20 protein-coding genes are annotated in these 21,898 nt (G+C 62.9%); 8 read left to right on the top strand and 12 right to left on the bottom strand.

Features of this window, described 5'->3' with window-relative positions; all coding sequences use genetic code 11:
* Positions 1 to 19: 19 nt before the first annotated feature.
* Positions 20 to 349, bottom strand: coding sequence for a hypothetical protein (locus KC8_RS13340; RefSeq protein WP_029624402.1), 330 nt, complete (start codon positions 347 to 349; stop codon positions 20 to 22).
* A 29-nt stretch (positions 350 to 378) separates the two neighbouring features.
* Between KC8_RS13340 and KC8_RS19860 the strand changes: the two genes are divergently transcribed.
* The gene (locus KC8_RS19860; RefSeq protein ID WP_010124613.1) at positions 379 to 588 is read left to right on the top strand and encodes a hypothetical protein; all 210 of its coding nucleotides are present in this window, start codon (positions 379 to 381) and stop codon (positions 586 to 588) included.
* Here KC8_RS19860 and KC8_RS13330 read toward each other — a convergent pair.
* From KC8_RS13330 to KC8_RS13320, 3 genes are all read right to left on the bottom strand, one after another.
* Complete coding sequence (locus tag KC8_RS13330) at positions 585 to 935, bottom strand: DUF3768 domain-containing protein (protein ID WP_010124614.1); 351 nt, start codon at positions 933 to 935, stop codon at positions 585 to 587. The two genes, KC8_RS19860 and KC8_RS13330, sit on opposite strands and share 4 nt — an antisense overlap.
* 127 nt (positions 936 to 1,062) lie before the next feature.
* On the bottom strand, positions 1,063 to 1,707 hold the full coding sequence (locus KC8_RS13325; RefSeq protein WP_010124616.1) for a hypothetical protein: 645 nt from the start codon (positions 1,705 to 1,707) through the stop codon (positions 1,063 to 1,065).
* Positions 1,708 to 1,775: 68 nt separating this feature from the next.
* The gene (locus KC8_RS13320; protein ID WP_010124617.1) at positions 1,776 to 2,786 is read right to left on the bottom strand and encodes a deazapurine DNA modification protein DpdA family protein; all 1,011 of its coding nucleotides are present in this window, start codon (positions 2,784 to 2,786) and stop codon (positions 1,776 to 1,778) included.
* Positions 2,787 to 2,864: 78 nt separating this feature from the next.
* On the opposite strand from KC8_RS13320, the gene KC8_RS13315 reads away from it, so the two are divergent.
* Positions 2,865 to 3,353, top strand: a complete 489-nt coding sequence (locus tag KC8_RS13315; RefSeq protein WP_010124618.1) for a hypothetical protein — start codon at positions 2,865 to 2,867, stop codon at positions 3,351 to 3,353.
* 4 nt (positions 3,354 to 3,357) lie between these two features.
* On the opposite strand, the gene KC8_RS13310 is transcribed toward KC8_RS13315, so the two are convergent.
* The 7 genes from KC8_RS13310 to KC8_RS13280 form a co-directional block, all read right to left on the bottom strand.
* On the bottom strand, positions 3,358 to 3,864 hold the full coding sequence (locus KC8_RS13310; protein ID WP_010124619.1) for a thermonuclease family protein: 507 nt from the start codon (positions 3,862 to 3,864) through the stop codon (positions 3,358 to 3,360).
* Entirely contained in the window at positions 3,864 to 4,064 is a 201-nt protein-coding gene (locus tag KC8_RS13305) for a hypothetical protein (protein ID WP_010124620.1), read from the bottom strand. The genes KC8_RS13310 and KC8_RS13305 overlap by 1 nt, the downstream gene beginning before the upstream one ends.
* Before the next feature lie 42 nt (positions 4,065 to 4,106).
* Positions 4,107 to 4,715, bottom strand: a complete 609-nt coding sequence (locus tag KC8_RS13300) for a DUF6927 domain-containing protein (RefSeq protein ID WP_010124621.1) — start codon at positions 4,713 to 4,715, stop codon at positions 4,107 to 4,109.
* A 40-nt stretch (positions 4,716 to 4,755) separates the two neighbouring features.
* Positions 4,756 to 5,709: an ArdC family protein gene (locus KC8_RS13295; RefSeq protein ID WP_037495727.1), complete on the bottom strand. Its 954-nt coding sequence runs from the start codon at positions 5,707 to 5,709 to the stop codon at positions 4,756 to 4,758.
* Between the two features lie 127 nt (positions 5,710 to 5,836).
* A complete protein-coding gene (locus KC8_RS13290; RefSeq protein WP_010124624.1) occupies positions 5,837 to 7,945 on the bottom strand; it encodes a ParB/RepB/Spo0J family partition protein in 2,109 nt (702 codons plus the stop codon).
* 138 nt (positions 7,946 to 8,083) lie between these two features.
* Complete coding sequence (locus tag KC8_RS13285; RefSeq protein ID WP_029624403.1) at positions 8,084 to 12,307, bottom strand: strawberry notch-like NTP hydrolase domain-containing protein; 4,224 nt, start codon at positions 12,305 to 12,307, stop codon at positions 8,084 to 8,086.
* A gap of 78 nt (positions 12,308 to 12,385) precedes the next feature.
* Positions 12,386 to 13,240, bottom strand: coding sequence for a DUF7146 domain-containing protein (locus KC8_RS13280; protein ID WP_010124626.1), 855 nt, complete (start codon positions 13,238 to 13,240; stop codon positions 12,386 to 12,388).
* 580 nt (positions 13,241 to 13,820) lie between these two features.
* On the opposite strand from KC8_RS13280, the gene KC8_RS13275 reads away from it, so the two are divergent.
* The 3 genes from KC8_RS13275 (at position 13,821) to KC8_RS13265 (ending at position 17,514) form a co-directional block, all read left to right on the top strand.
* Positions 13,821 to 15,047, top strand: a complete 1,227-nt coding sequence (locus KC8_RS13275) for a replication initiation protein (protein WP_010124627.1) — start codon at positions 13,821 to 13,823, stop codon at positions 15,045 to 15,047.
* Positions 15,048 to 15,212: 165 nt separating this feature from the next.
* Positions 15,213 to 16,418 carry an AAA family ATPase gene (locus KC8_RS13270; RefSeq protein WP_010124628.1) on the top strand — a complete coding sequence of 402 codons (1,206 nt, stop codon included), beginning with the start codon at positions 15,213 to 15,215 and terminating at the stop codon, positions 16,416 to 16,418.
* Between the two features lie 79 nt (positions 16,419 to 16,497).
* Positions 16,498 to 17,514, top strand: coding sequence for a ParB/RepB/Spo0J family partition protein (locus KC8_RS13265; protein ID WP_029624404.1), 1,017 nt, complete (start codon positions 16,498 to 16,500; stop codon positions 17,512 to 17,514).
* On the opposite strand, the gene KC8_RS13260 is transcribed toward KC8_RS13265, so the two are convergent.
* Complete coding sequence (locus KC8_RS13260; protein WP_010124631.1) at positions 17,508 to 18,194, bottom strand: hypothetical protein; 687 nt, start codon at positions 18,192 to 18,194, stop codon at positions 17,508 to 17,510. The two genes, KC8_RS13265 and KC8_RS13260, sit on opposite strands and share 7 nt — an antisense overlap.
* A 215-nt stretch (positions 18,195 to 18,409) precedes the next feature.
* Between KC8_RS13260 and KC8_RS13255 the strand changes: the two genes are divergently transcribed.
* The 3 genes from KC8_RS13255 to KC8_RS13245 are packed head-to-tail and all read left to right on the top strand — an operon-like array spanning position 18,410 to position 21,836.
* Positions 18,410 to 20,050: a Mu transposase C-terminal domain-containing protein gene (locus KC8_RS13255; RefSeq protein WP_232455538.1), complete on the top strand. Its 1,641-nt coding sequence runs from the start codon at positions 18,410 to 18,412 to the stop codon at positions 20,048 to 20,050.
* On the top strand, positions 20,038 to 20,871 hold the full coding sequence (locus KC8_RS13250) for a TniB family NTP-binding protein (RefSeq protein WP_010124633.1): 834 nt from the start codon (positions 20,038 to 20,040) through the stop codon (positions 20,869 to 20,871). The genes KC8_RS13255 and KC8_RS13250 overlap by 13 nt, the downstream gene beginning before the upstream one ends.
* A complete protein-coding gene (locus KC8_RS13245; RefSeq protein ID WP_010124634.1) occupies positions 20,871 to 21,836 on the top strand; it encodes a TniQ family protein in 966 nt (321 codons plus the stop codon). Before KC8_RS13250 ends, KC8_RS13245 begins: the two co-directional genes overlap by 1 nt.
* The last annotated feature ends 62 nt before the right edge of the window (positions 21,837 to 21,898 follow it).

The raw sequence follows: 21,898 nt of genomic DNA, 5'->3' as shown, positions 1-21,898 counted from the left end.
CAACCGGCAAGACGTCTCGCTAGTGGACCGATCCGAAGAGGCTACGCTTCGCCGCGGCCTGGTGGGATCCGTCCTTGACGCCGATCGTCTCGCGCATCTCGGCCCCTAGCCTGACGGCGAGATTTTCCGGGACGATGGCATGCGGCTCGACAATCGCGATCGCGGCCTCTGGTGTCAGCAGCTCGCCAGGCTCGGTGCCGATCCAGATGAGAGCCTCCCCTTCCTCGGGCTCGTCCTCCGTGACGAAGAAGACCTGCGCGAAAAACGTCTGCAATGGCCGGTCCCAACCGATGATGGCGCGCACGACATGGGGCTGATCGGCCTTGGGCTGGAGATGGTGACGGCTCATCCACATGTCCTCCGAATACGAAGCTGAACATGACGCGCAGCGCCCTCGGCGCTGCTGATCGCCTTGCCTGCGGCCGACGCAGCCTGACGGGCACCGGCCTGGCGCAACAAGGTACGGGCTTCGCGCAAACGCTCAACTGCAATCGCTATGGCTTGCCCATGCTCGGGCGTCGCCGGCGTGATCCGACGCATTGGATTTCTCCTGATAATCTGTTGGAAGGGGGAAACGAGGCAACCTAGTCGTCGCCGGGAAGCATGATCGTCATGACCCGTGTGGTGACGCTGGGGTCGGCCGGGTTTTCGGACCCCCATTCGAGCGCCCGATCGTAATAGTTGATCGTGAAGCGGACGGTTCGGCCTCGAAGGATCAGCTCGCCGCGCGCGCGCTCGGGGCCGTCCTGAGGCGCGAAAGCGTAGCGGCGAACGGCCCCAAGCACCTCGGCCTGGGCGAGGACCTCTGCTTCGCGCCCTTCGGCCTCGGTCAGTGCCGCGAGACAGGTGGCGGTGATGACGGTCCTCGCCGTGCGGTCAAGGCCGAGCCGACAAAGATCGTTGAGCTCGGCGATGCGGGTCGTCTGGTCGGTCATGCTGCCTCCTTGAGCCGGCATTGAAGGTGTCGATCCAGGCCTCCACGGGCTAGCCAGGTGTCAGTCGAGCAGGGATCGAAGGGCGAAATATTCTCGGCACGGATCGTATGCTCGGCCTCCTTCGACGTCAGGCAAAGAGGCGCATGGGCTGTTCGACCGGCGAGGTGAGGCGCAGGTCGCGCACCAGGCGGGCGGCGAAACGGTCGGGCGCCATGAGGTCATTGACCGATGCCCAATGATTGCGATCGCCGCAGTGGTCGTCGCGGCCGCGAACCCGGCGATAGAGGACTTCCCGGCCTTGGCCCGAACAGCCCAGCGAGAGCTGCACCCAGGCCTCCTCGCCATGGAGCGTGATTTCGCCGGAGACCGCGGGGCCGCCCTTGTTGGAGCGAATGTCGTAGCTTCCGTCAGAAAGACCCAGGGCGTCGGCCAGGCGCCGCATCGCGGAGCGGCCTTCGGAATGGAAAAGCCGCTTGGCAGCCTCGTCATAGCTGACACCGCGATAGGCCAGGTTTCGTAGTAACGGGGTCCGGCGAATTTCGGCGATCTGGTCGATGCAGGTGCGGCGAAGCTCCAGGCTGGACGGCCGATCCTCGCACACCGCATTGAGATGGCGAACGAGCAGGATCACGGCAGGATCGGTTTCGGCATCCTTGCCAGCGTTGCGGCAGTCCTTGATCGCGGCGCCGATGGCGTGGAGAGTGGTGCCGACCGTGATCAGCGAGCTAGGATCAAGCGCTTGCTGGTGGCGCATGGCAACGTCGTAGGTCATGGGGAGGATCTCCGGTCTCGAGCACAAATCGGCTCAACCGCCCCTCCCCCTCTCTCCTTTCTCCCCGGTCAGCCGGCGAAGCCGTCCCGGTAGATGTCGGCCGCCCATTGCTCGATCCACGGGAAGGTCAGCTCATCATGGTCGAGATCGCCGGACTCGATCAGGGCGCGGATTTCTGCGCGGGCTTGGGCAATCGCCGCTTCCCACGGATCGCTCGGCGTCACGTCGATCGACAGATGCCCGATCGACGGAAGGCGTCGCGGCCGCCGTGAGAGCCGGTTGTGCTGGGCGCCGACCCAGTCTTCCAGGTGTTGGGCGACAAAGCGGTCGGTCTTCGAGACTCCGGCCTTGCGTGCCGACTGGCGGGCGCTGATGCCGTAAGCTTGGCTGTCGATCGAAGCGACCCTGTGGCTGAACGGGAGAAGGAAGGGCAGAACCTCGCCCTTGGCGCCGAAGACATGAAGACGCACGCCCACCGGCAGGATCTGGTCGAGATGATCGATAACGGCGATCAACCCTTCGGGTCCGTGAACGGGCCGGCGGCACATGCTGCCGACCCCGATAAGGGCGCCGGGTTTCATCGCCATCCATAGAGCGTCGACACAACGCCCATAGTCCTCGGGCAGACGGCCTTGGATGACAGGCATCAAGGTCGCGCCGATACCATGATCTTCGGCGAGTCTGCGACAATCGCGATTGGCACGGATGGTCCGCGAAATGCGGTCGATGACTTCATCGCGATCGCGTGCGATCTCGGCCTCCACGCAATAATCGGCGCTGGCCCACCAGCGGAACGGGTAGGCCGCGGCCAGCGCGACATAGTCGCGAAGCGACCAGGGAAACCCGCCATAGCGGGCGGTGGCGACGAAGCCGGCGGAATCGAGACAGAGTGCCGCGAGACCATCAGCGTTGGCGAGGTCGCGCAGCCGCCATCCGATCCATTCCCGCCAGCCCCGTTTCTCGGACCAGCGCGAGAGGCAGTTTGCGGAAATGAGCGCGGCTTGGCGCAACGACCGTGTCCGCGCAAGGATTGGGCCCTCACCGAGATGCGGAAGTCCGACGATGATCTCGATCGACATGGGGTGCTCCATGGAATGGCGGTCGCGGTTGACGCCCTCGTCTGTTCACGTTACGTTCCATCGCGCAGGAGATTCGCCATGACGACAGACAAATTTCGCGACCGCTTCGACCTCGACATCACGCTGCGTGACGCGGCGCTGGATGCCGAGAACCGGCCGACGCGCCGGATGATCGCAAACGCGTCGATTGGCATGGACGTAGAGGACGCCTATTATTCAGTGCGCGAGCTGCGGCAGGCGGTGGCCTGGGTCCATGAGGGCGAGCCCTCGGGCAAGGCAAAGCTGACTGCGATCCTCGCGAACGACGGAGCGGACGATTTCCAGCGCTGCGTCTATTTTTGCCTCGCGGGACGGGGCGTCGTCGCGATGCTCGACGATCTCGAATGGCTTGAAGACCTTCTTGAGCGCCGTGGCCGGGTCGCGGGCGAGCAGAAGCGGCGGAAAGGTTCGCGGATGCCGCTGACCAATCCCTATGTGGGCGATTCGCCAGACGGGCCGATGGTCAAGTTGGATGCCGATTTCGAGCAGGGCCCGTCCTGGTGGGCGGATCCCGCGCTGATCGACTGAATCGTCAGCGCTCGCAGCGCAGCCTTTCGCCATGCCGCCAACGGGACGGTTCGAGCCACGTCCCGGCAAAGGCGCCTGCCCTGCGGGCTTTCGCCTGGGTGAATGCCGACTGATATCGCGCCGCCTGGGCCGAATCGCCGCGCAGATATTGGGTCTCGGGCACGGCGAGGCCGGCACGGATCATCCGCTCGCCAAGATCCTGTCCATCGACGGTCACGATCGCGACTGGGCGGCCGTAGCTGGATGAGGGCGTCAGCTGGATCGTTGCTTTCTTCGAGCGGAGCGCAATTGCCGCGAAATCCTGTGCGGACTTGCCGCATTGCCAGCAGCCGGCGACCTTCTGACAGAGCTGCCGGCGCTCGAACGCATCAACCCCAAGCAGCCTGAAATCGACCGCGACCGTATCGCCGTCGAGGGCTCGAGCCTGCGCATCGAAAGTTTGCGGCCTCGCCGGCGAGCCCGCGGCGGACATTGCAAGCACTGCAAGCATGAGGCCGGTCGTGTGCCGCATCACGAAATCAACTCCACCTCGACCATGTCGGTGGCCGACGGCGAGCTGCAGACGCGGAAGGGTTGGAGCGGATTGACCGTGCGCACGATGCTCAGCGGCTCGCACCGCTCGTCGAACAATCGCGACGCCACGCGGTTGGCGTTCTCTCGGCTGCAGAGCAGGAAACGCTTGGGTGACAAGCCGTCAGTCTGGGCGAACATGGGTGCTCCTCGTCGATGGACGCCTGATACAGGCTAGGCGCCTCAGGCAAAGATGGTCTTATGGACCTTGGTCACCGGGACCAACTGCCATGCCAGGTCACGGAAGCCCGTGATCCGGTAGCGTTGGCAGGTCTCGGGATCACGGAAGCTGAGCCGTCGGCCGCGCTTCTCGACGATGAACTCCGACCCGGTATGTCCGTCGACGAACTTGAGCGGCGTTTCGAGCCTGATCCGGTCGCCATCCTCGATCTTGCGAAAGCGGCGCTCGAGCCGGGCGCGGCAACGGCGACGCCAGTCCTGGGCGTGGTCATTCTCGGTCGGGGTCAGGAGATCGAGGATGCTCCGCGGACAATCGTCCTCACAAGGGCCCATGGATTCCTCCATGTCCTTATAGCCGAACTGTTCGCCGCTCTTGCTGCCGGGGCACCAGTGGATCTTGCAGACGATAGCAAAGATCTCGCCGCCGACGCCATTGGTCATGACCTGGGTGGCCGCATAATAGGTGCGGTTCTGGGGACAGGATGAAGCCAGAACCCGCAGTCCTTTGGAGCCGCCATCGACCTCGCGCGTGTAGGTGAATTGGGCATCGAGATAAGCCTTGGCGGTGGGGTGTCCGCCCATCGAGGCGAAAGGCATGGTGAGCCATCCCATGGCTGAACTCCTTGTCGATCGGATGAAGGAAGGCGCCGCGTCAGGCGGCCTCTACGAGTTGCTCAGCGGCCCCGGGCCGAACGTCCGCGGAAACGGTTCCGACCCCGGTCGCCCGGAAGGCGCGCAGATAGTTGAACGCCTGCTCGGCTTTGGAAGCGGCGTGGATGATCGCGGTCTTGTCGGCGCGCAGGATGCCGAGCCAGTGGGCAACATAGCTGGCATGGTTGTCATGCAGCTCGTTCGGTAGCCCGAGATGGGCGCAGACGAGGCCGCTCCCGATCTCGGCGACCAGCTCCTCGAAGCTATAGGCCCTGTCTCCGAACCGCCTTCCGAAGGTTCGGGCCAGACGGGCCGTCCCGCCCGACCAGTGGACGGTCTCATGAGCCCGGGTCGAGGCATAGTGGTCCATGGTTTTGAACGACCGTTGATGCGGCATCTGGACATAGTCGAAGGTGGGGTGGAAAAATGCCCGGTCTCCGCCATGGCGCACGTCCGCAGGGATCGCGTGGAAGAAGTCATCAATCTCAGCCTGGCGGGCAGAAGGATCGGTCGGTGCCGGATCTTCGTCAGCGGGATAGAAATAGGCCGGCAGACCGTCGATCTGATCGGCGTTGAAGACGATGTAATGGCGCAGGAAGCGGATGCTTCGCTCGGTCTCGGCGCCAGTAATGGGGTCAGCTTCGGTCTTCTTGAAGCTGGAATAGTAGACCGAGAGGGAGCCTTGCTCGCCTCGACGGACGTTCCCGCCCAAGGTTTCTGCCTGGCGATAGGTCATCCAGTAGCGCGAGCGGTAGCCCTGCGCGTCCGCAATCGCCCAGAGATAGAGGACATTGATGCCGGTGTAGGGCGTGCCGCAATGACGGAGCGGACGGCCGCCGGCACCGCTCACCCGCCATGGGCGACTCCAAGGTGCAACGCCCTCTTCGAGCTTGCGGATAATCAGGTTGGTGATTTCGGCCGCGACATCGCGGCTCGGCTTCTGCTTCGTGGGCATGTCGGTCGATCCCATGGCTGGAAAGGAGGACCGCCGATGCTGGGGAGCACCGGCGGTCTGTCACTCAGTGGGGAAATGGCCGGCGGCGAAACCGGACGGCCCGCCGGGTCGGCACCATGATCGCGGATCAGGCGGCCACAGATTCCCCGAGCTCTTCGTCGGCGATGGGCGCTACCTCGTCAGTTGCCGCCCCGTCAGTGGCCGCCTCGTCCTCGGCCTCGGGAGCCTCGTCAGCTCGTTCTGCGGTCGGATCGACGGGGGTTTCCGACGTCCGATCGAGGAACCTCATCGCATTGGGCACCCAGGCAAGAGCGGCTTCCTTGACCTCGGGCTCGACGATCACCTCACCGGCGAACAGCTTCTGACAGCTCTCCGAGATCTCGGTTTTCTTGAGCGAGGTGTGACGAACGGTCAGCGCTGGACCGCCGATCTCCGTGAGCAGGCTGAGGATGCTGCCCTTGTTGACCCGGTCGAAGAAGTTCTCCGAGGTCGGCCGCCACCAGCTCGCGACGTCAATCTCGAGGATCGAAGCGAGGCGGTTGTGCAGCGCGATCTGCTCGTTCGAGTAACCGGGTTTTGCCTCGAGCGAGAGCGCGACGATGTAGGCGAGCCAATTAGCCTTGCTGTCATCGTCGAGCGCCCGGAACGCCTCGAACCGCTCGACCTCGCACTCGGGCTCCGTCCATGCTGCGTCCAGCCCGTCCCGAGCCTCGGCGAGATAATCGCGGGCGCGGGACGCCGGCAGGTCGCCCGAGACCGGATCCTGAGGGCTGCTCGCGCGGATGGTGGTCCCATATTTGACCGAGCTGAGATAGCGCGACGCCGAGTTCGTTCGCGCGTCGACCATGACGAACAGCGCATAGTCGAGCGCGAGCGCCGGTTGGGCGAGGATACAGGACGCGAGGATGTCGCGGCGCTGGACCGAGAGCTCGTCGTAGAGCCGGGCGCTGAGCGGCTTGCCACCGGGCGCGACGGCCTCGGGTCGGTATTTCGGCTCGGAACTGCTGTTGCCCCGCTCGCGGGCGCCCTCGCCCTCACCGTCCCCCTGATCGTCGTCGTCCTCGCCGTCAGGTTCGTCGATCACCAGCTCCTGCTCGCTGTAATACTGGGTATCGAGCCGCATTTCGCCCTGCGGCGTGAGGAGCAGGAAGGCGCCGACATGGCCCTTCATCGCTTCAGGAAGGACCGGAGGACGGTTTTCGATCGTTTCCGCCTCGGCGATGAGGCGATCATCTTCCTGATCCAACAGCTTGAACGCCTCGTCGGAGAGGTCGCCCTCCTCCATCTCGGCTTCGAGCATGGTCCGCCGCTCCTCGATCTCGGCCAGGCGCGCTGCCTGCTCCTCCGTAAGGGGAGGCTGCTGCAGGATCGCTCGGTACAGCCCATGTGCGGCGTTGTGGGCATAGTTGCTGGCGATGGGCCGGATCCAGGCGAGACCGGTCTCCTCGCCGATACGCTTCGCTTCGGCTTCCATGATCTCGCCGGCAAGACGATGCGCGATCTCCGGATCAATCCAGCGGTCGTTGCCGTCGGTGAACAGATCGCCATCGATCTTGCCGCCGGCCTCCCGATAGCGCGCCTCGCCGACCAGGACTGCGATCGGATCGCTGGCCTTCATCGTCTCGTTCGCGATGACGCGGCGGATCGTGTCGGCCGTGACATAGTTCGTCTGATACCCATTCCAGACGAGGAGCTGCTTCTCCTGGTTCTCCGTCGAAGCATAGGCCTTGGCGATGTCGAGGGTGATCTCGCCGCGACTGAGCGCTTCGAAGATCGGCTCGGCGAGCGACGCCAGACGCAAGCGACCCTCGACGAACCGACGCGTGACGCCGAAGCGCTTGGCGACGGCATCGAGATCACCGGTCGCGCCGATGAAATGTTGGAACGCACGGCATTCCTCGGCGGGTGTCATCTTGAGCTGGTGGAAGTTGGTCGCGGTCGACTTCTCGGAGAGCTCCGCATCGTTGCCCGTCAGCACCATGACCGGGACGTCAAAGTCGGCGTCCGAAATCGTGCCGCGATCGGCAAGGAGGCGCAGAGCCCGCCACCGGCGGCCGCCGTCGAACACCTCGAACATGCCGCGCGGCTTTTTGGCCGGCGTGATGAGAAGGTTCTGCAGAACGCCTTCGGCTTCGATGCTCGCCGCCATCGGTTCGATCTGAAGCTGCTCGTCCGGCGCGGTGCGGACGTTGACGGGCGAGAGACGCAGTTTGTTGAGCTTGATAGTCCGGATCACTGGGGTCACTCCTTCTAGCGTCCGGCAAATCCCGGACACCATCCCAGCTCCCCCTTCCCTTTCTCTCAGGCCTGCCTGAGGACGACGATGCTCACGCCCCGCGTAGGGCGGCTCGAACCGTCAAACCTGGAGACCGGACTAGCCGGTCCCGGCAATAAGCCGCTCGACGACGTCGGCCGCGCTCGGAACGGGCAGGAATACCCGTGTGCGATACTGGATCACCTCGGTGAAACAGCCGAGCGACTTGAGCCAAGCAAGCTGGCTGGGCGGCGCGCCGACCAGTTCGATGCGCGACGAACCATTCACGAGCGCACGCTTGATGGTCATCGGGAACGGGCGCGTCAGATCGACGCTTCGACCAGACATGGCCGATTTGACGATATTGGGTGCCGGCAGGGTCTCGGCCTGACCGATGCCGAGTTTCGTGAAGAGCTGAACGACGTGCTCGTCGAAGACGAGACGTCCAAGCCAGGAATTGCCAGCCTTGTCGGCGATCCTGTTGACCACGAGATGATCGCTCGGAAGCGCGGACCAGATTGGAAGGAGAAGACCGGTAGCAAGGCGGATGGTTTCGGTGTCGACCGTGTTCGCGGCCTCTTCAGTTTCTTCGAGCCATTTCGCACAGAAGGCCTCGCGGTCGATCGGCGCCCAGGCGCTCTCATAGAGGTCGTCCTCGCGCATATATTCCCGGCGAGTCGGACGCGTGAGCTCGATGCGCGGAATGGGCGTGCCCTCCTTTTCTTCCATGAGCGCGCGGGCCCGCGTTTGTAGTGCCACCTTTCCGGACTTGGCGTTGACCATGAACTCGGCCGTGCCGTCGCAGTCTCCAATCCTGAGTATCCGGTCCAGTGAAACGGGCGTCCGGCGCCGGGCGATCTCGATCGTAAGGAGATGGGAGGTCGCGCCGCTTACCGGATCGGTCCGCAGCAAGGTGTCGTCGATCAGGGTTGCCGTGTCGACGAGGATGGTCTCAACGCCGACATCCAGGCGACCGGCCTCGCGCGCGGTGGAGACACGGGTCTCGACGAGCGAGAGGAACTCGTCGAAGATCCTGTTCTGCAAAGCGATCGGCAGCGCGAGTATCCGGTTGAGCCACCGCTGGATGGGCGGGAGATCGTCCTTCATGACGCCATCCTTGTCACAGAGCTCAAGGCCGGTGCGACGCTCGAACTCAGCGTGGGAGATGCTGGTCAGCTTTCCACCGACAAGCAGATGGAACCAGCTCACCAAGGCCGCGCAGGCATATTCGCTTTCAAGGTTGTCGGCGGGATCGAAGAGGTTCTGACCGCCGGTCTGGCGCTGCCCGCGCGTCAATGCGCCCAAACTGTCGAGGCGGCGGGCGATCGTGCTTGTGAATCGCAGCTCACCCTTGCAGTCGGTAGTCACCGGCCTGAACAGCGGTGTGCTCGCCTGGTGGGTGCGATGGGTACGCCCCAGGCCCTGGATCGCGCGATCGGCACGCCACCCCGGCTCGAGCAGCAGATGAACACGCTGCTCCTGATTGGGGACATCGCGCGAGGCGTGATATGAGCGCCCCGTCCCACCGGCATCCGAAAAGACGAGGATCCGCTTGCGGCCCTGCATGAACGCGGCAGCTTCGGCCTGGCTGGTCCTGGCTGAGCGGTTTTCGAGCTTCTGCCGCCCGTCAGCGGTCGAGACGAGACGCTTGGTTCGTCCAGTCACCTCGGCGACGTCGTCGTGTCCGAACTGCTCGAGGATGCCATCGAGCGCGGAGGTAATCGGCGGCAAAGCGCAGAGATGTTCGATAAGGCGAGCTCGCGCGGCCTCGGCCTCGGGATTGTAGACAGGATTGCCCGCGTCATCCTCCATCGGGAGCGAGCGCTGCGCGCCGGTATCGTCCGTGAACACCCGCATCTGCCGTGTCGGAAAGGCGCGTTCGAGATAGTCGATCACATATTCGCGGGGAGACAGATCGATCTCCAGTTCGGCGCGTTCATCCGGACTGAGCGAACCCAGGCGCCGGTCGAGGATGGATTCGGCGGTGGTGACGAGTTGCATCACGACCGACTGGTTCGCCTTCAGGTGCTCCCGGACGGCGGCAATCACGGTTGGCAGCTTCATCGAGAGCAGCACTTGGCCGAAGAAGCGCTGCTTGGTGGACTCGAAGCGCGAGCGGGCGGAGGCTTTGGCCCCGCTATTAAGTGTCGCATTTTCCAGTCCGTCGACCACGCCCGTCAATTCGAGCGCCCGCTCCATGTTCTGATGGATGATCGACCAGGCGTCGGCGTAGGTGTCGTAGATCTCGATCTGGGCGGGGGTCAGCTCGTGCCGCAGGATCTCATACTCGACGCCAGCGAAGCTGAGGGCCCGGGCCACATAGAGACCCGTCGCCTTGAGGTCGCGCGCGACAAGCTCCATCGCTGCGATACCGCCTTTGCTGATCCCGCTGATGAATTGCTCGCGATCGGGAAAGGCCGTGCCCGGTCCCCATAGCCCGAGGCGCACGGCATAGGCGAGATTGTTGACGACCGACGCGCCGGTGGCCGAGGCATAGAGAATCCGTGCCGCCGGTAGATGGTTCTGTAGCAGCACCCCGCAGATGCCCTGCTGGGATCCGTCCTTGGCGCCAAGAGCCCCCTCCCCGCCTGCGACGCCGCCCATCTCATGAGCTTCGTCGAAAGCAATGACACCCTCGAAGTCAGCGCCGGCCCAATCGACGATCTGCTTCAACCGCGTCGAATCGCCCCGCATGGAGCGCAGGGTCGGATAGCTTACGAACAACACACCCTGATCGAGGGCGATCGGCTCATCGATTTTCCAGTTGGAAAGTGGCTGAATGTCACCGCTGAGCCCACCCAACGCCGTCCAATCGCGGCGCGCATCTTCGAGGAGAGGGGCGTTCTTGGAGACCCAGATATTGCGGCGACGGCCCTGCAGCCAGTTGTCGAGTATGCAGGCCGCAATCTGGCGTCCCTTGCCGGCGCCGGTGCCGTCGCCAAGAAAGAATCCTTTGCGATAAGTATGACCGTCCTCGGCGAGGATCAGGCCGACGCCCTCTTTGTCGGGTTTGAAGTTTCCGGGGATCCATTGAGCCCAGGCGTGGCCCGCATAGACAACGGTCTCGAGCTGCGAGGCCGATAGAAGACGTTCGCTGACGGTCCGTTCGGGGAGAGATGGCACGTAGTCCGGGATCGGTGCCGGGATCGACCCCATCGCAACGGATTCGACGAGGGCTGTCGGATGCTCACCAGCCTTGGCGAAGCTAATGCGGCTCGGGCGGTAGGGTAGATAGACGCCGGTCTGCTCGAGCAGCGGAGCAGCAACCTCGAGCTTCGAATATTCGACCGGTAGGACGTTGTTGCGTGTCGGGGCGTGATAGGCACGAGGCCCTGGTCGGCTGCTCTTGACCGCGCGGAAGAGGGCCACCCCCGTCGATCGCTTCGGAGCGGGCACCGCCACATTGGGCCGTGCGGACGATCGTTCGGGAATGACGAGGACATCGATGAGATCGGCGATCGACGCGCGCTGGATGACCGCGGGCGGCGATTTGCCCGGGACCTTGTCGATGACGAAGATGCGAACCGCGATCGAGGTCCCGTGCTTCTGGTAGCATTTTTCCAGGCGAATGGCGCTTCGGACGGTCACGTCGCGCAAAACGGTTTCGTACTGGTCGCGCATCCGGGCGCCCGGGCCAAACCAGTCGGGCATGATCGCAACCAGTCGGCCACCCGGGACCAGGCGACGCAGTGCCGCCTGCAGATGGCGAACAGCGGCATAGTCGTCAGCTCCGCGGCCGATGGACCGTGAGAACGGCGGATTCATAAGGATCAGCGTTGGCCGATCAAACGAAGCGAGTGTCGAGTTGATCGTTGCTCCATCGTGGCCTGTGACGATTGCCGAGGGGAAAGCGGCGTGAAGCCTGCCTCGACGAAGCGGGTCCAGTTCGTTGAGATGGAGCGCCTTGTGGGTCGGGAGCTGCGCGACCAGGAGCCCGTTACCGGCGCTCGGTTCGAGGATGACATCCTCCGGCTGCACGTCGGCCAGCAAAGTGAGGATGCCCGCGATATCAATCGGGGTCGAGAATTGCTGCCATTCGATCTGATTTTCGCTGCGGACGGTCTGGGTCGGCAAGCGCTCGGAGAGGGCGATCAGGGGACGGATATCCGCCATTCCGGAGAGAATTGACCCGCTTGCCTGCAGATGGATGGAAAGCGCGTGCTCGAGGAGTTCAAAGCTATCGCGCTGGGTCCAGTGACCATCGGCATCGGACCCACCGAAAGCCGCCGACATCGCTTGGTTTAGTACCCGGCGGTGGACGGGATCGCCGGACTGGAGATGAGGAAGGAGGAGGCGGACAGCCTCGCGATCAGCCTGGGCGGCCGTGTCGAAGAGATTGGACATTTTTAGAGGCTCCTGCGTGGCTGCACCTTCGGCAGCGACACATTCCCGGTCCCCCTCCCCTTTTCCGGCGCTCGGCGCCTAGATGCGGCGAAGCCGCTCGTTAGCATCAAGCGCCTTGGCCCAATCCTTGTAGATGGATGGTGGCGGCGCACGTTCGATCGAGAGACCTGGCCGGATGTAGCGCTGTTGAGCGTTGGCCGCGGCTCGCCGTCCCTCCAGATCGTTGTCTTCGGCAATCAGGAGCGTGGTGACGCTGGGAGGAATAATCAGTTGGTCGAGGCGGCGGGCCCCGAGCGATGCCCAGCACGGGATGTCGTGCATTCGGCTGAAGGCGTCCGCCGTTTCGAAGCCCTCGGCGATGGCGAGGATCGAACCCCCTGCCCTGCCCCGCCACGCGCCGCTGCCCGGGACGCCAAGCATGACCTTGCGCACATAGTCGGCGGACGCGGGGTCGAGGAAGATCCGCTGAATGGCGACGAGCTGGCTGATTTCGCGCACCGCGACGAGCAGAGCCGGTTGATAGACCGTTCTCGGCTTCGGCATATAGGGGCATCGCGGGTGATAGCGGACGTCGGGCGGCGCCGGAAGCAGATTGCGTCGATCCAGATAGCGCTCAGCAAGCGTTCCGGTAATCTCGAGAGCCTGGTCCCAGATGCGCGCGCCGGTCGAGGGTCGGTGGTACTGGCCTTCATCGGGAATCGGATAGTGATGGCCTGATCGTACACGCCTGAGTTCGCGGAGCACATCTTCACGGGCGCAGCCTGCGAAACAGGTCACGAGGATTCCGCGATCACCCTGTCTGATCGAGAGGCTTGGGTCGCTGTCGTTATGCGCGGGGCATCGGCACATAGCGACATAGCCGGACCATTTGCCGCCGAGGGTTCCGACAAGGTCGACGAGTTCTTGGGTCGGGCGCTTTGCTGTGAGGGGCATGGTTCATCCTCCTTGCTCGCCCACGGCAGCCCCCCTCCTCTCTTCCATCTGGAGCCATGGGGTCATCATGGCCTATCCTGAGGCGCGATCGTGGAGGTGGGGCGAGTCGGGGAGGCGTTCGCCGACTCACTTCTTTCAAATCACATTTTGAAAAACGCCCGGCGCGCCAGCGGCGGGGTGATTCTCAGATTCTAATGATTCATAGATTCAGGGAGAGCAACTGATTGTATTTGTTAAGGGAATTGACGTCATTCCTGACCTGATGGGGGCAATTGGCTGCCTTCTTGGGGGCTTTATCCTGTCGGCATGGGGGACTTATCCTGTCCGCTTGGGGGCTATCCTGTCCTCTTGGGGGAGGCCTTTCCAGGCACGGTAATGTGGGTATTTTCTTGCTGTTTGACCTGTCCAATTGGGGCGTGCCCTTCGGATTGTGCGACTCAGCAGAATCGCTGGAATTTCGACCGAGTCTGACAGCGATTCTATCCTGACCTCCTGGGGGCGATTTCCGCCAATTAGCCTGTCCTGACTTGACGAGCGAGGTCAGGACAGGCAACTTTCCCCGCAGATTGGGGTGAATCGCATGGGAGAACCAGCGGAAAACGAGCAAGACGTTGGCGGCGATGAAGTTTCGACCGCCCGGTCTATGCGCGTGGCCGCTGCCCTCGCCCGCAAAGGCGGCGACGAGTTCGTCAAACCCGGTAGGCTCGTCGAGGTTCGATTCGTCAAGGGCCAGTCTCTCAGTCTCACCTCCTCGCGCCTGCTGGCGCTGATGATCCTGACGGCGGGCGGCGATGCGTGGCAAGACATAACCCACCGGATGCGAAAGGCGGATATCCGCCGCGGCCACAAGGGCAACGAACGCATCGGCGATATGCTTGAGGAGCTTCATCGCACGCTGTTTGCCGAGGACGACAAGTCTTGGCGCGGGAAGCGGACAACCAAGCGTTTCAACCTGATCCAGGCTTCCTGGGAAGAAGTCGAGGAAGCAGGAGACGGCGGTAAGGAGACGGGCTGGATCGAATGGCAGTTCACGCCGGATGCTCGCCGCCTGATCCAGGAGTCCGAAACCTATGCGGTGATGAACCGTCAGGCCGTTCTGGGTTTCCGGTCGGCCTATGCGCTCAAGCTTTACGAGGAGGGTGCGCTTCGTCTGCATCGGCGCCAACCCGTGTGGAAGGTCGATATGGTCGGCCTGCGTGCGGCGCTTGGGATCGATCCGGATAAATACGGCGACTTCGCCCAGTTACGGCGAAAGGTCCTGACCGTTGCCAAGACAGAAATCGATCAGCTCGCCCATTACACGGTGGAGTGGCAGGAGATCCGACGCGGCCGCGCGGTAACCGAGATTGAGTTCCGTTTCGCGCCCAAGGACGCGCCTGCGCAGATCGCGACGGTCGATGAACTTGGTCGGCACTCAACCGGGCGGAAGGCGCGCCGGGAGGATGCGGTCGAAGAAGTCGTTGCCATTGAGAGCGCCCTCCCCCGCAGCGACGCAGTAGATAGTGCGGCGGTGGCTGACGTCCTCAAGCGCGTGACCGCGTCTCTTGCCACCCCAGAAAGTTCCGCTGGGGTGAACGCTGAGCCATGGGCGCGTTTCCCGCGGGGTAAGCTGCACTTCGGCGTGACCGAGAATGCGGCGCGCGAGATAGGGTTGCGCCACGGCGGTGGATGGGACGTCGACCTGATCGCAGACGCATACCGTGAGCATATGGGGGATCGTCTCAACACGCTCTCGGGGTCGAAACTCGAGAAGTCTTGGAAGGGATTCTGCGAGGCCTTCCTTACGCGCCGGGGACGGCCGAGCTAGGAAATTGCACGCGTGCAATTTTCCCGTAGCCCCCACCGAGTCAGGATAGGGCCGCAGGAGGGCGAAAATACACGAATAGCGGATGCTCACTTTCGCAATTCGCGATTTTCTTGACCGAAAAGCGCAAGTTGAAGTACCATCTGCTTGATTGCGAAAGGTGGGCATGTGTCTAACGGACTCGATATTGAGGAAGCCGAACGTCTCGTCTCGGTTGCGACGCTTGCCGCGCGAACGTCGTCGGTGCTGGAAAAGCTGAGGGATTCAGCGCGTAGCGCTCGAGCTGATGACCGGCGTGAACCGACTTTCACTATCAGCAAGGCTGCGGAACTGGTGGGCCGCACACCGGCTGCGATTCGCGACGCAGAGAAGGACGGTCGCCTGCCAGAGCCGTCGCGCGGCGATAATAACCGGCGTGAACGCTATACGCTGGCACAGCTGAATGACATGCGGGGGGTCTTCGGGACCCGGCCATATCGGGCACCAGGAGATCCGGCCTGCGTCATCGCAGTCCAGAACTTCAAGGGCGGCGTCGGGAAGTCGACCGTTGCTGTCCATCTCGCCCAGTATCTCGCGATCAGAGGCTATCGGGTGGCGCTCGTCGACTGTGACAGCCAGGCCTCCGCGACGACTTTGTTCGGCTATGTGCCTGACCTCGATCTGACTGAAGATGACACGCTTTATCCGTTCCTCCGGGAGGATGAACGGACCTCACTCGATTACGCGCTCCGCAAGACTCATTTTGACGGTTTGGAGCTGATCCCGGCCAATCTGAGGCTGTTCAATTCCGAGTATGAGCTTGCTGCGAGGATGGCGAGGGGAGGGTTCGATGCGCTGTTGAACCGCCTCAAGGTCGGTATCGACAGTATTGCCGATCGCTTCGACGTCATCGTGATGGATCCACCGCCCGCGCTCGGGGCGATCTCCCTGTCCGTGCTTCGCGCCGCGAACGCGCTGGTGGTGCCGGTCCCGCCGACGGTCATGGACTTCTCCTCGACCGCCGCCTTCCTTTCGATGCTCGACGAGACGATCGAACAGCTTGCAGAGCGAGGTATGGCGCCGCAGCTCCAGTTCCTCCGATTTGTTGCCTCGAAGGTCGACGAAAACAAGTCGATGCAGAAGGAGCTGTTACAGTTGATGCGGACCTTGTTCGGCCACGCGATGGTCCGCACGCCGCTCAAGGATTCGGCCGAGATTGACAATGCGACCGCACGGCTCATGACTGTTTATGAGCTCGACGGACCGGCCACCAGTTCGGCCGTTCGTAACCGATGCTTGGGTTATCTCGACGGCGTAAACAGTGAAATCGAAGTCGATATTCGGTCGATGTGGCCGAGCCACCAACCGGCTCTGCGAAGGGCTGCGCTGGCATGAAAATACCGAATTGCACGCGTGCAAGATCGGAAGAACGGAGAAAATTGCACGCGTGCAATTTCGGTGAAGGGAGGCTCGCTTGAGCAGGAAAAACAGTGGCTTTGCGGCCGATCTGGCGGCAGGGATCGATCTGTCGGATGAACCTGCGCCGCAGCGCCGGACCGGGATCGCATCAAACGTCCTGACCGGCCGATCGAACCGGCTGTCAGACCTCGCGTCAGGGGCGATTGTAACCCGAACCCACGAGTTGGTGGACCCTGCGCGCTGTCGCATGTGGATCGGTCATAATCGCGACTATGCGCTCCTCACTGAAGAACGCTGCGCCGATCTCATCGAGAGTATGAAGGCGCAAGGTCGCCAGGAAATGCCCGCGATCGTGCGGCGCGTGTCCGGCCACGCGGACTATGACTTCGAGGTAATCTGCGGGGCGAGGCGGCATTGGACGATTAGCTGGCTGCGCTCGCACAATTATCCGGACTTCAAGTTCCTCGTCGATATCCGGGAGATCGGCGACGAGGAAGCATTTCGCCTGGCCGACATCGAGAATCGGGCGCGCGACGATCTTACCGATCTTGAGCGGGCGAGGGACTATCTCCGGGCGCTGGACCTCTATTATGATGGGCGACAGCGGACGATGGCGGAGCGATTGAAGGTGAGCGAAAGCTGGCTCACCCGATATCTCGATCTTGCCCGACTGCCTACCGAACTGACGCGGGCATTTTCCAATCCACAGGACCTCGGAGTCCGCAATGCCATAGCGCTAAAGGGCCTGCTAAAGCCGGATGAGCGGAAGGCGAGGGCGTTCGCCGAAGCAGGCCGGATCGCGGATGCTCGGGAAGCCGGCGCTCCAGCCCAATCGATCCTTGATGTTATCAAGGCGCTAAGCCTGGCGGTCGACGCCCCCAAGAAGACAGGATCCCCCAAGAAGACAGGAAAGGCCGAGACGGTCTCGACCGCGGCCGGCAAGCCGGTGCTCCGGATCGAGAGTGCCGACCGCAAGGGCGTCCGTCTAACCTTGCTGAACAGGGGCGGAGCGACACGCCAGGATGCTGAGGAGGCCATCCGATCCCTCCTGGACCAGCATTGGCCTCAATAGCGGACTGTAACCGCCGATCGAGCCTGCGCGGCCAGTTTCGCCGCGCCTTGTGGAGATATGCCGAGCAAGCGGGCGATCGCGGGCACGCGCAGTCCGGGGTATGATGCCTCCAGGCGCATGAGTGTGGGCAACTTGCTCCGCCGCGTAACGCCAAGGTCTGAGGGCAGGGTGGCTACAATGCGCTCAAGCCTGTCGAGCTCTGTGAGCCCCAACGCGGCTGTGCGCCCGAGCGCGGCTTCGAGTTCCTCCGCTAGCTCGGCAGGGCCGCTCGACAGAAACTTTGGGAGCCACACAAAGGACGGAATATGCTGGAGCGTGAAGCCAGCGGCAGCCAGCGCGCTGGGGAGCATGCAGGCGAGAAGCCAGACCGTTCCGAAGCTTCTCGGATCGACGTGGAGCGTGCGCCCGTCGATGGTCGTGACGCTGCGACCCTCCGTCGGACTGATTTCCAGCTCCTTGTGGACTGCCAGGAGGCGCTCAGCGACTGATAGAAGGGTAGGGGAGGGGTATGGGACGCAAAGTCTCTTCCGGGCCTCTCTGAACGTCTGTCCGAACCGGACCAGATCATCTCCGCCCCACATCTCGGCCTGCGCGCGATCATCGAGCAAGGTGCGCAGCACATTGAGCGAGGCGCGGGCGACGGGATCGCTGGAATCGTCGGCGAGCAACAAGAAGTGCATGAGCGCGGCGATAGAGAGTGGATCTGTCGGCTGACATAATTAACGGCACCGTGATAATATAATTTAATAACAATGTGTTGATTAGATTTCCATGTCACGAATATTGGCACGGCCATATTTCATGTTGCGGATATTGCCAGAATTCATGACACTCTAAATCAGGATCGGAGCCGGGAAGAGAGCTGGTGATCGAACGGAAGCCAAGCCGATCTCCGATGAAGTCTACCGAGGCTTTGAGCTCGGGGGCCGAGCTTTACCCGATATTTCGCAAGCATGTGCCCTTGGAAGGGCCGCTCGCTAAATCAACGGTGGCGGCTATCATCGCGGCGACGGGGCTAGGTGAGAGGCAAGTCCGCAGACTTGCGGTTCGTTTCAAGGCTAACCCAATTGCGGAGTCCTTGGCGCCGGCGGTTCGAGGTCCGAAAGTCGGCAGCCACCGCATTTCTACCGATGTCAAAGCTGCCATCGATCGCTTGATTGTTGACTTGTTCCTCACCAAGCCCGCGCCGACGGCCGCGCTGGCCGCCAGTGAAATCTCCGGCCTGCTCATGGCCGAAGATGGGGAATTCCGCTTTGCGCCGGAGGATATTCCGAGCGAACGAACTCTGGTTCGATTGATCGGGGAGATTTCGGCTCCACAACGCGCGCGGTCCAGCATGGGGTCGAAGCAGCGCAGTGCCTACGAACCCCACCCTGGCGCGTACAGGAGCGATGGGCTGCTGGACCTTGTTCAGATGGACCACACCCGCGCCGATGTGATCCTGGTCGACAGCATTCATCGTGAAGAGCTTGGCCGTCCATGGGTGACCTTGATCATCGACGTCTGGACGCGTGTGATTCTGGGGTTTTACGTCAGCTTTGGGGATCCTTCGATCTTCCGGTGCGGTCGGGCCGTCGCCAATGCCCTTTTGCCCAAGGAGCCGCTGCTCGCGAGGCTGGGTATCGACGTGGAATATCCGATGTTCGGCCAGTTTGCCCGGCTGCATGCTGATCATGCGGCACCCCATCGCGCGGAGAGTTTTCGCCGCGCCTGTCTGGCGCACGGCATCGATCCCGATATTCGGCCGCGGGGGCCGGCGCATTTCGGCGGTCACATCGAGCGGCTAATTGGCACGATGATTGGTAAAATGCGGTTGTTGCCCGGGGCTACCGGCTCCAATGTCACGCAACGCGATGGTTATGACGCAGGAAAGGCGGCAGCCCTCACGATCGCTGAATTCGAACGGTGGCTGGTGTGTCAGATCGGCATCTACCACAACACGCCGCATGCCGGCCTTGGCGGGCAGTGCCCGGCGCAAGTCTGGGCGCGGGAAACTGCCGGGAAGACGCCGCTCTTGCCGGTCTCCCTCGACACCGAACGGCTAACCCGCCAGTTCCTTCCGAGCACCGATCTGACCGTCCATTCCTACGGCGTGCAGATCCGCCATCGGCGGTATTGGCACCCCGAATTGGCGGTTCGGATTGGCCAGAAAATCACGGTGCACCACGATGAGCGCACGCTGCAGGAGGTCTATGCGCATTGCGATGGGGTATTTCTGCCGCTGTCGGTCGTCGGCCGATATCCGGATATCACCGAACCCGAATGGGAGGCCGAACGCAAACGGATCCGGTTGGTAGGGGCGGCCTATCAGGCTGACGGCGCAAAGGCAGCAACGGCGCGGTACATCCAGGCCGCGCGACGGGAGGTGATCACGGCGGTCGACCGAACGAGCAAGGCACGCCTCGCGCGCAAACGGCAGGAGCGCGAGGGGGTATCGCATGCGGATACGTTGCCGGCGCAACCCGCAGTCGAGCGGACTCAGTGGCAATCGGTTGCTGAGTTGCCGGAGGACAATTGGCTGCAATGGCGGAATTAGAGCCCTGGTGTAGCAACACCGCGTTCTGGATCGATTTCGAGGAGGCGCGGCGTGCGGTGGAAACGCTTGTCGACCTTGCGCATGATGAGCCCGACGAGCGACCGACATGCGTCATCCTGGTTGGCCAGTCCGGCATGGGGAAGACCTCGATCCTGCGCGAAGCGCAGCGGCGGATCGAGCTTACTTTTCCCGAACCGACGGAATTGGACGATGCGCGATACGCCCCAATGTTGCGCACGGTCATTCCGTCCAGTCCAACGTCGCTCAAAATCAATCTCACCCTGCTGTGGAAGCAAGGGTGGCCGATCACCAGCGGTATTCACCGCATCGCAGACCTCAAGGTTGTCGAATTGCTCCGCAAGCAGCGCACGCGGCTCGTCGCGATCGACAATGTGTACGCGATTCTGACCGCCAGCGGCAAGGCCCGGCGGGACACGCTTGATGCGTTCCGCTTCCTGATGAGTGAGGGCAGAGTCCCCATGGTTGTCGCCGGGCTTGAGGTGGCCGCAGACATCTTCGCCGAAGATGTTGAGCTCGCTTACCGGTCGATCATCGTGCGGCTTAACCCCTGGCCCGCGGGCGCGGCATCCCAGCGCCTCATTCGCGTACTCGCGCAGGGCATGCGGCTCGTTGACCCGGATAGCTTTGCGGAGCCGGAGTTTGCCGAACTGATCTGGCACAATAGTCAGGGGGTTACCGGGAATTTCAAGCGTCTCCTACATTGGTCCCAGAAGGTTGCGCGCAGGCATGGGCGCGAGCGCGTCAGCCTGGCCGATATCCGTGAAGCTGCCGCGCTCCTGCCTGCCTATGCTTTTGCCTGATGTTCGCGAAGGCTGATCCTGAACCCTTGGCTTACAGGGTGCAGCCGCGGCCCGACGAAGCGTTTGATTCCTGGATGGTACGGCTGACAGGCCGGCATGACATGACCCGGGCCCAGTTGTATAATCATCTTGGGATGACGCGCCGCCTTGCCACTCAGGACGTTGCCCGTGGCCCGCGCGGTGTTCCAGGATCCTATGCTGCTGTGTTCGGGCAACTCATCGACCGTTTGGCCTGGGCTGTTCAGTGCGACCGGACCAAAATCGAGGCAACGTTTCTGGATGTCAGCGGCGACGCGATCCTGCCCCCTATGCAACGGAGATTTGGATGCGTGCAGTGCTGGCGCGAGGCGCTGGAGGGGGGTGGTCCTATCATTGTGCGCCGGGAATGGACGCTCCGTGCCAGTTGGTGGTGTCATGTTCATCGCCTGCCGCTGAGCGATATGCGGATCATCCACGATAGCAGCTCCGCGCGGGCGAATGCTGCAGCGCTTGGGCGTGCGACCGAGGGCATGGAGCAATTGCACGAGCGGTTGCGGCCGACGCGGGTGATGCTTGCGCACAACCGGCGCTTGCTAGACAGTTTGCTGGGTGGCCCGCCGTTCGTGTTTCGACGCGGGGACGGTGGCTATCATGAGCGCTTCGTCTCCAACCGCTTTCACCTTGCCAAGACACGGATCGTCTTGCTCGCGGCTGCCCACAGCCAACGCAGTCAAGCGGCGCGGCGGTTCGAAACGTTCGTTGGGCTGACGACGTCGAGCTTGGCGACGTCAGGGCAAGGGGCGCTCGGACGCCGCGCGAAGCTGTGCCGTAAATCGTTTGGCAATCCTGCCGACCGCGGTCCGCCTGTGACCCGGGTCAGTCGATGGGAGTTGGACCTTTGGAGCCTTCTGATGGCCTATGCCGGGATGCAAGACAGGCTTGCACCAGATCGGTCCCTTTCGTGGGCCGTGCCAGCGCAGTCCTAATCGCGGGTGTCAGGACCAGAACAAAAGAGGAAATCCAGCTAGGGCCACCTGAAACGACCTGT

This window comes from Sphingomonas sp. KC8, from assembly GCF_002151445.1.
Classification (GTDB): domain Bacteria; phylum Pseudomonadota; class Alphaproteobacteria; order Sphingomonadales; family Sphingomonadaceae; genus Sphingomonas_E.
This window is presented reverse-complemented; position numbering and strand designations above follow the sequence as displayed.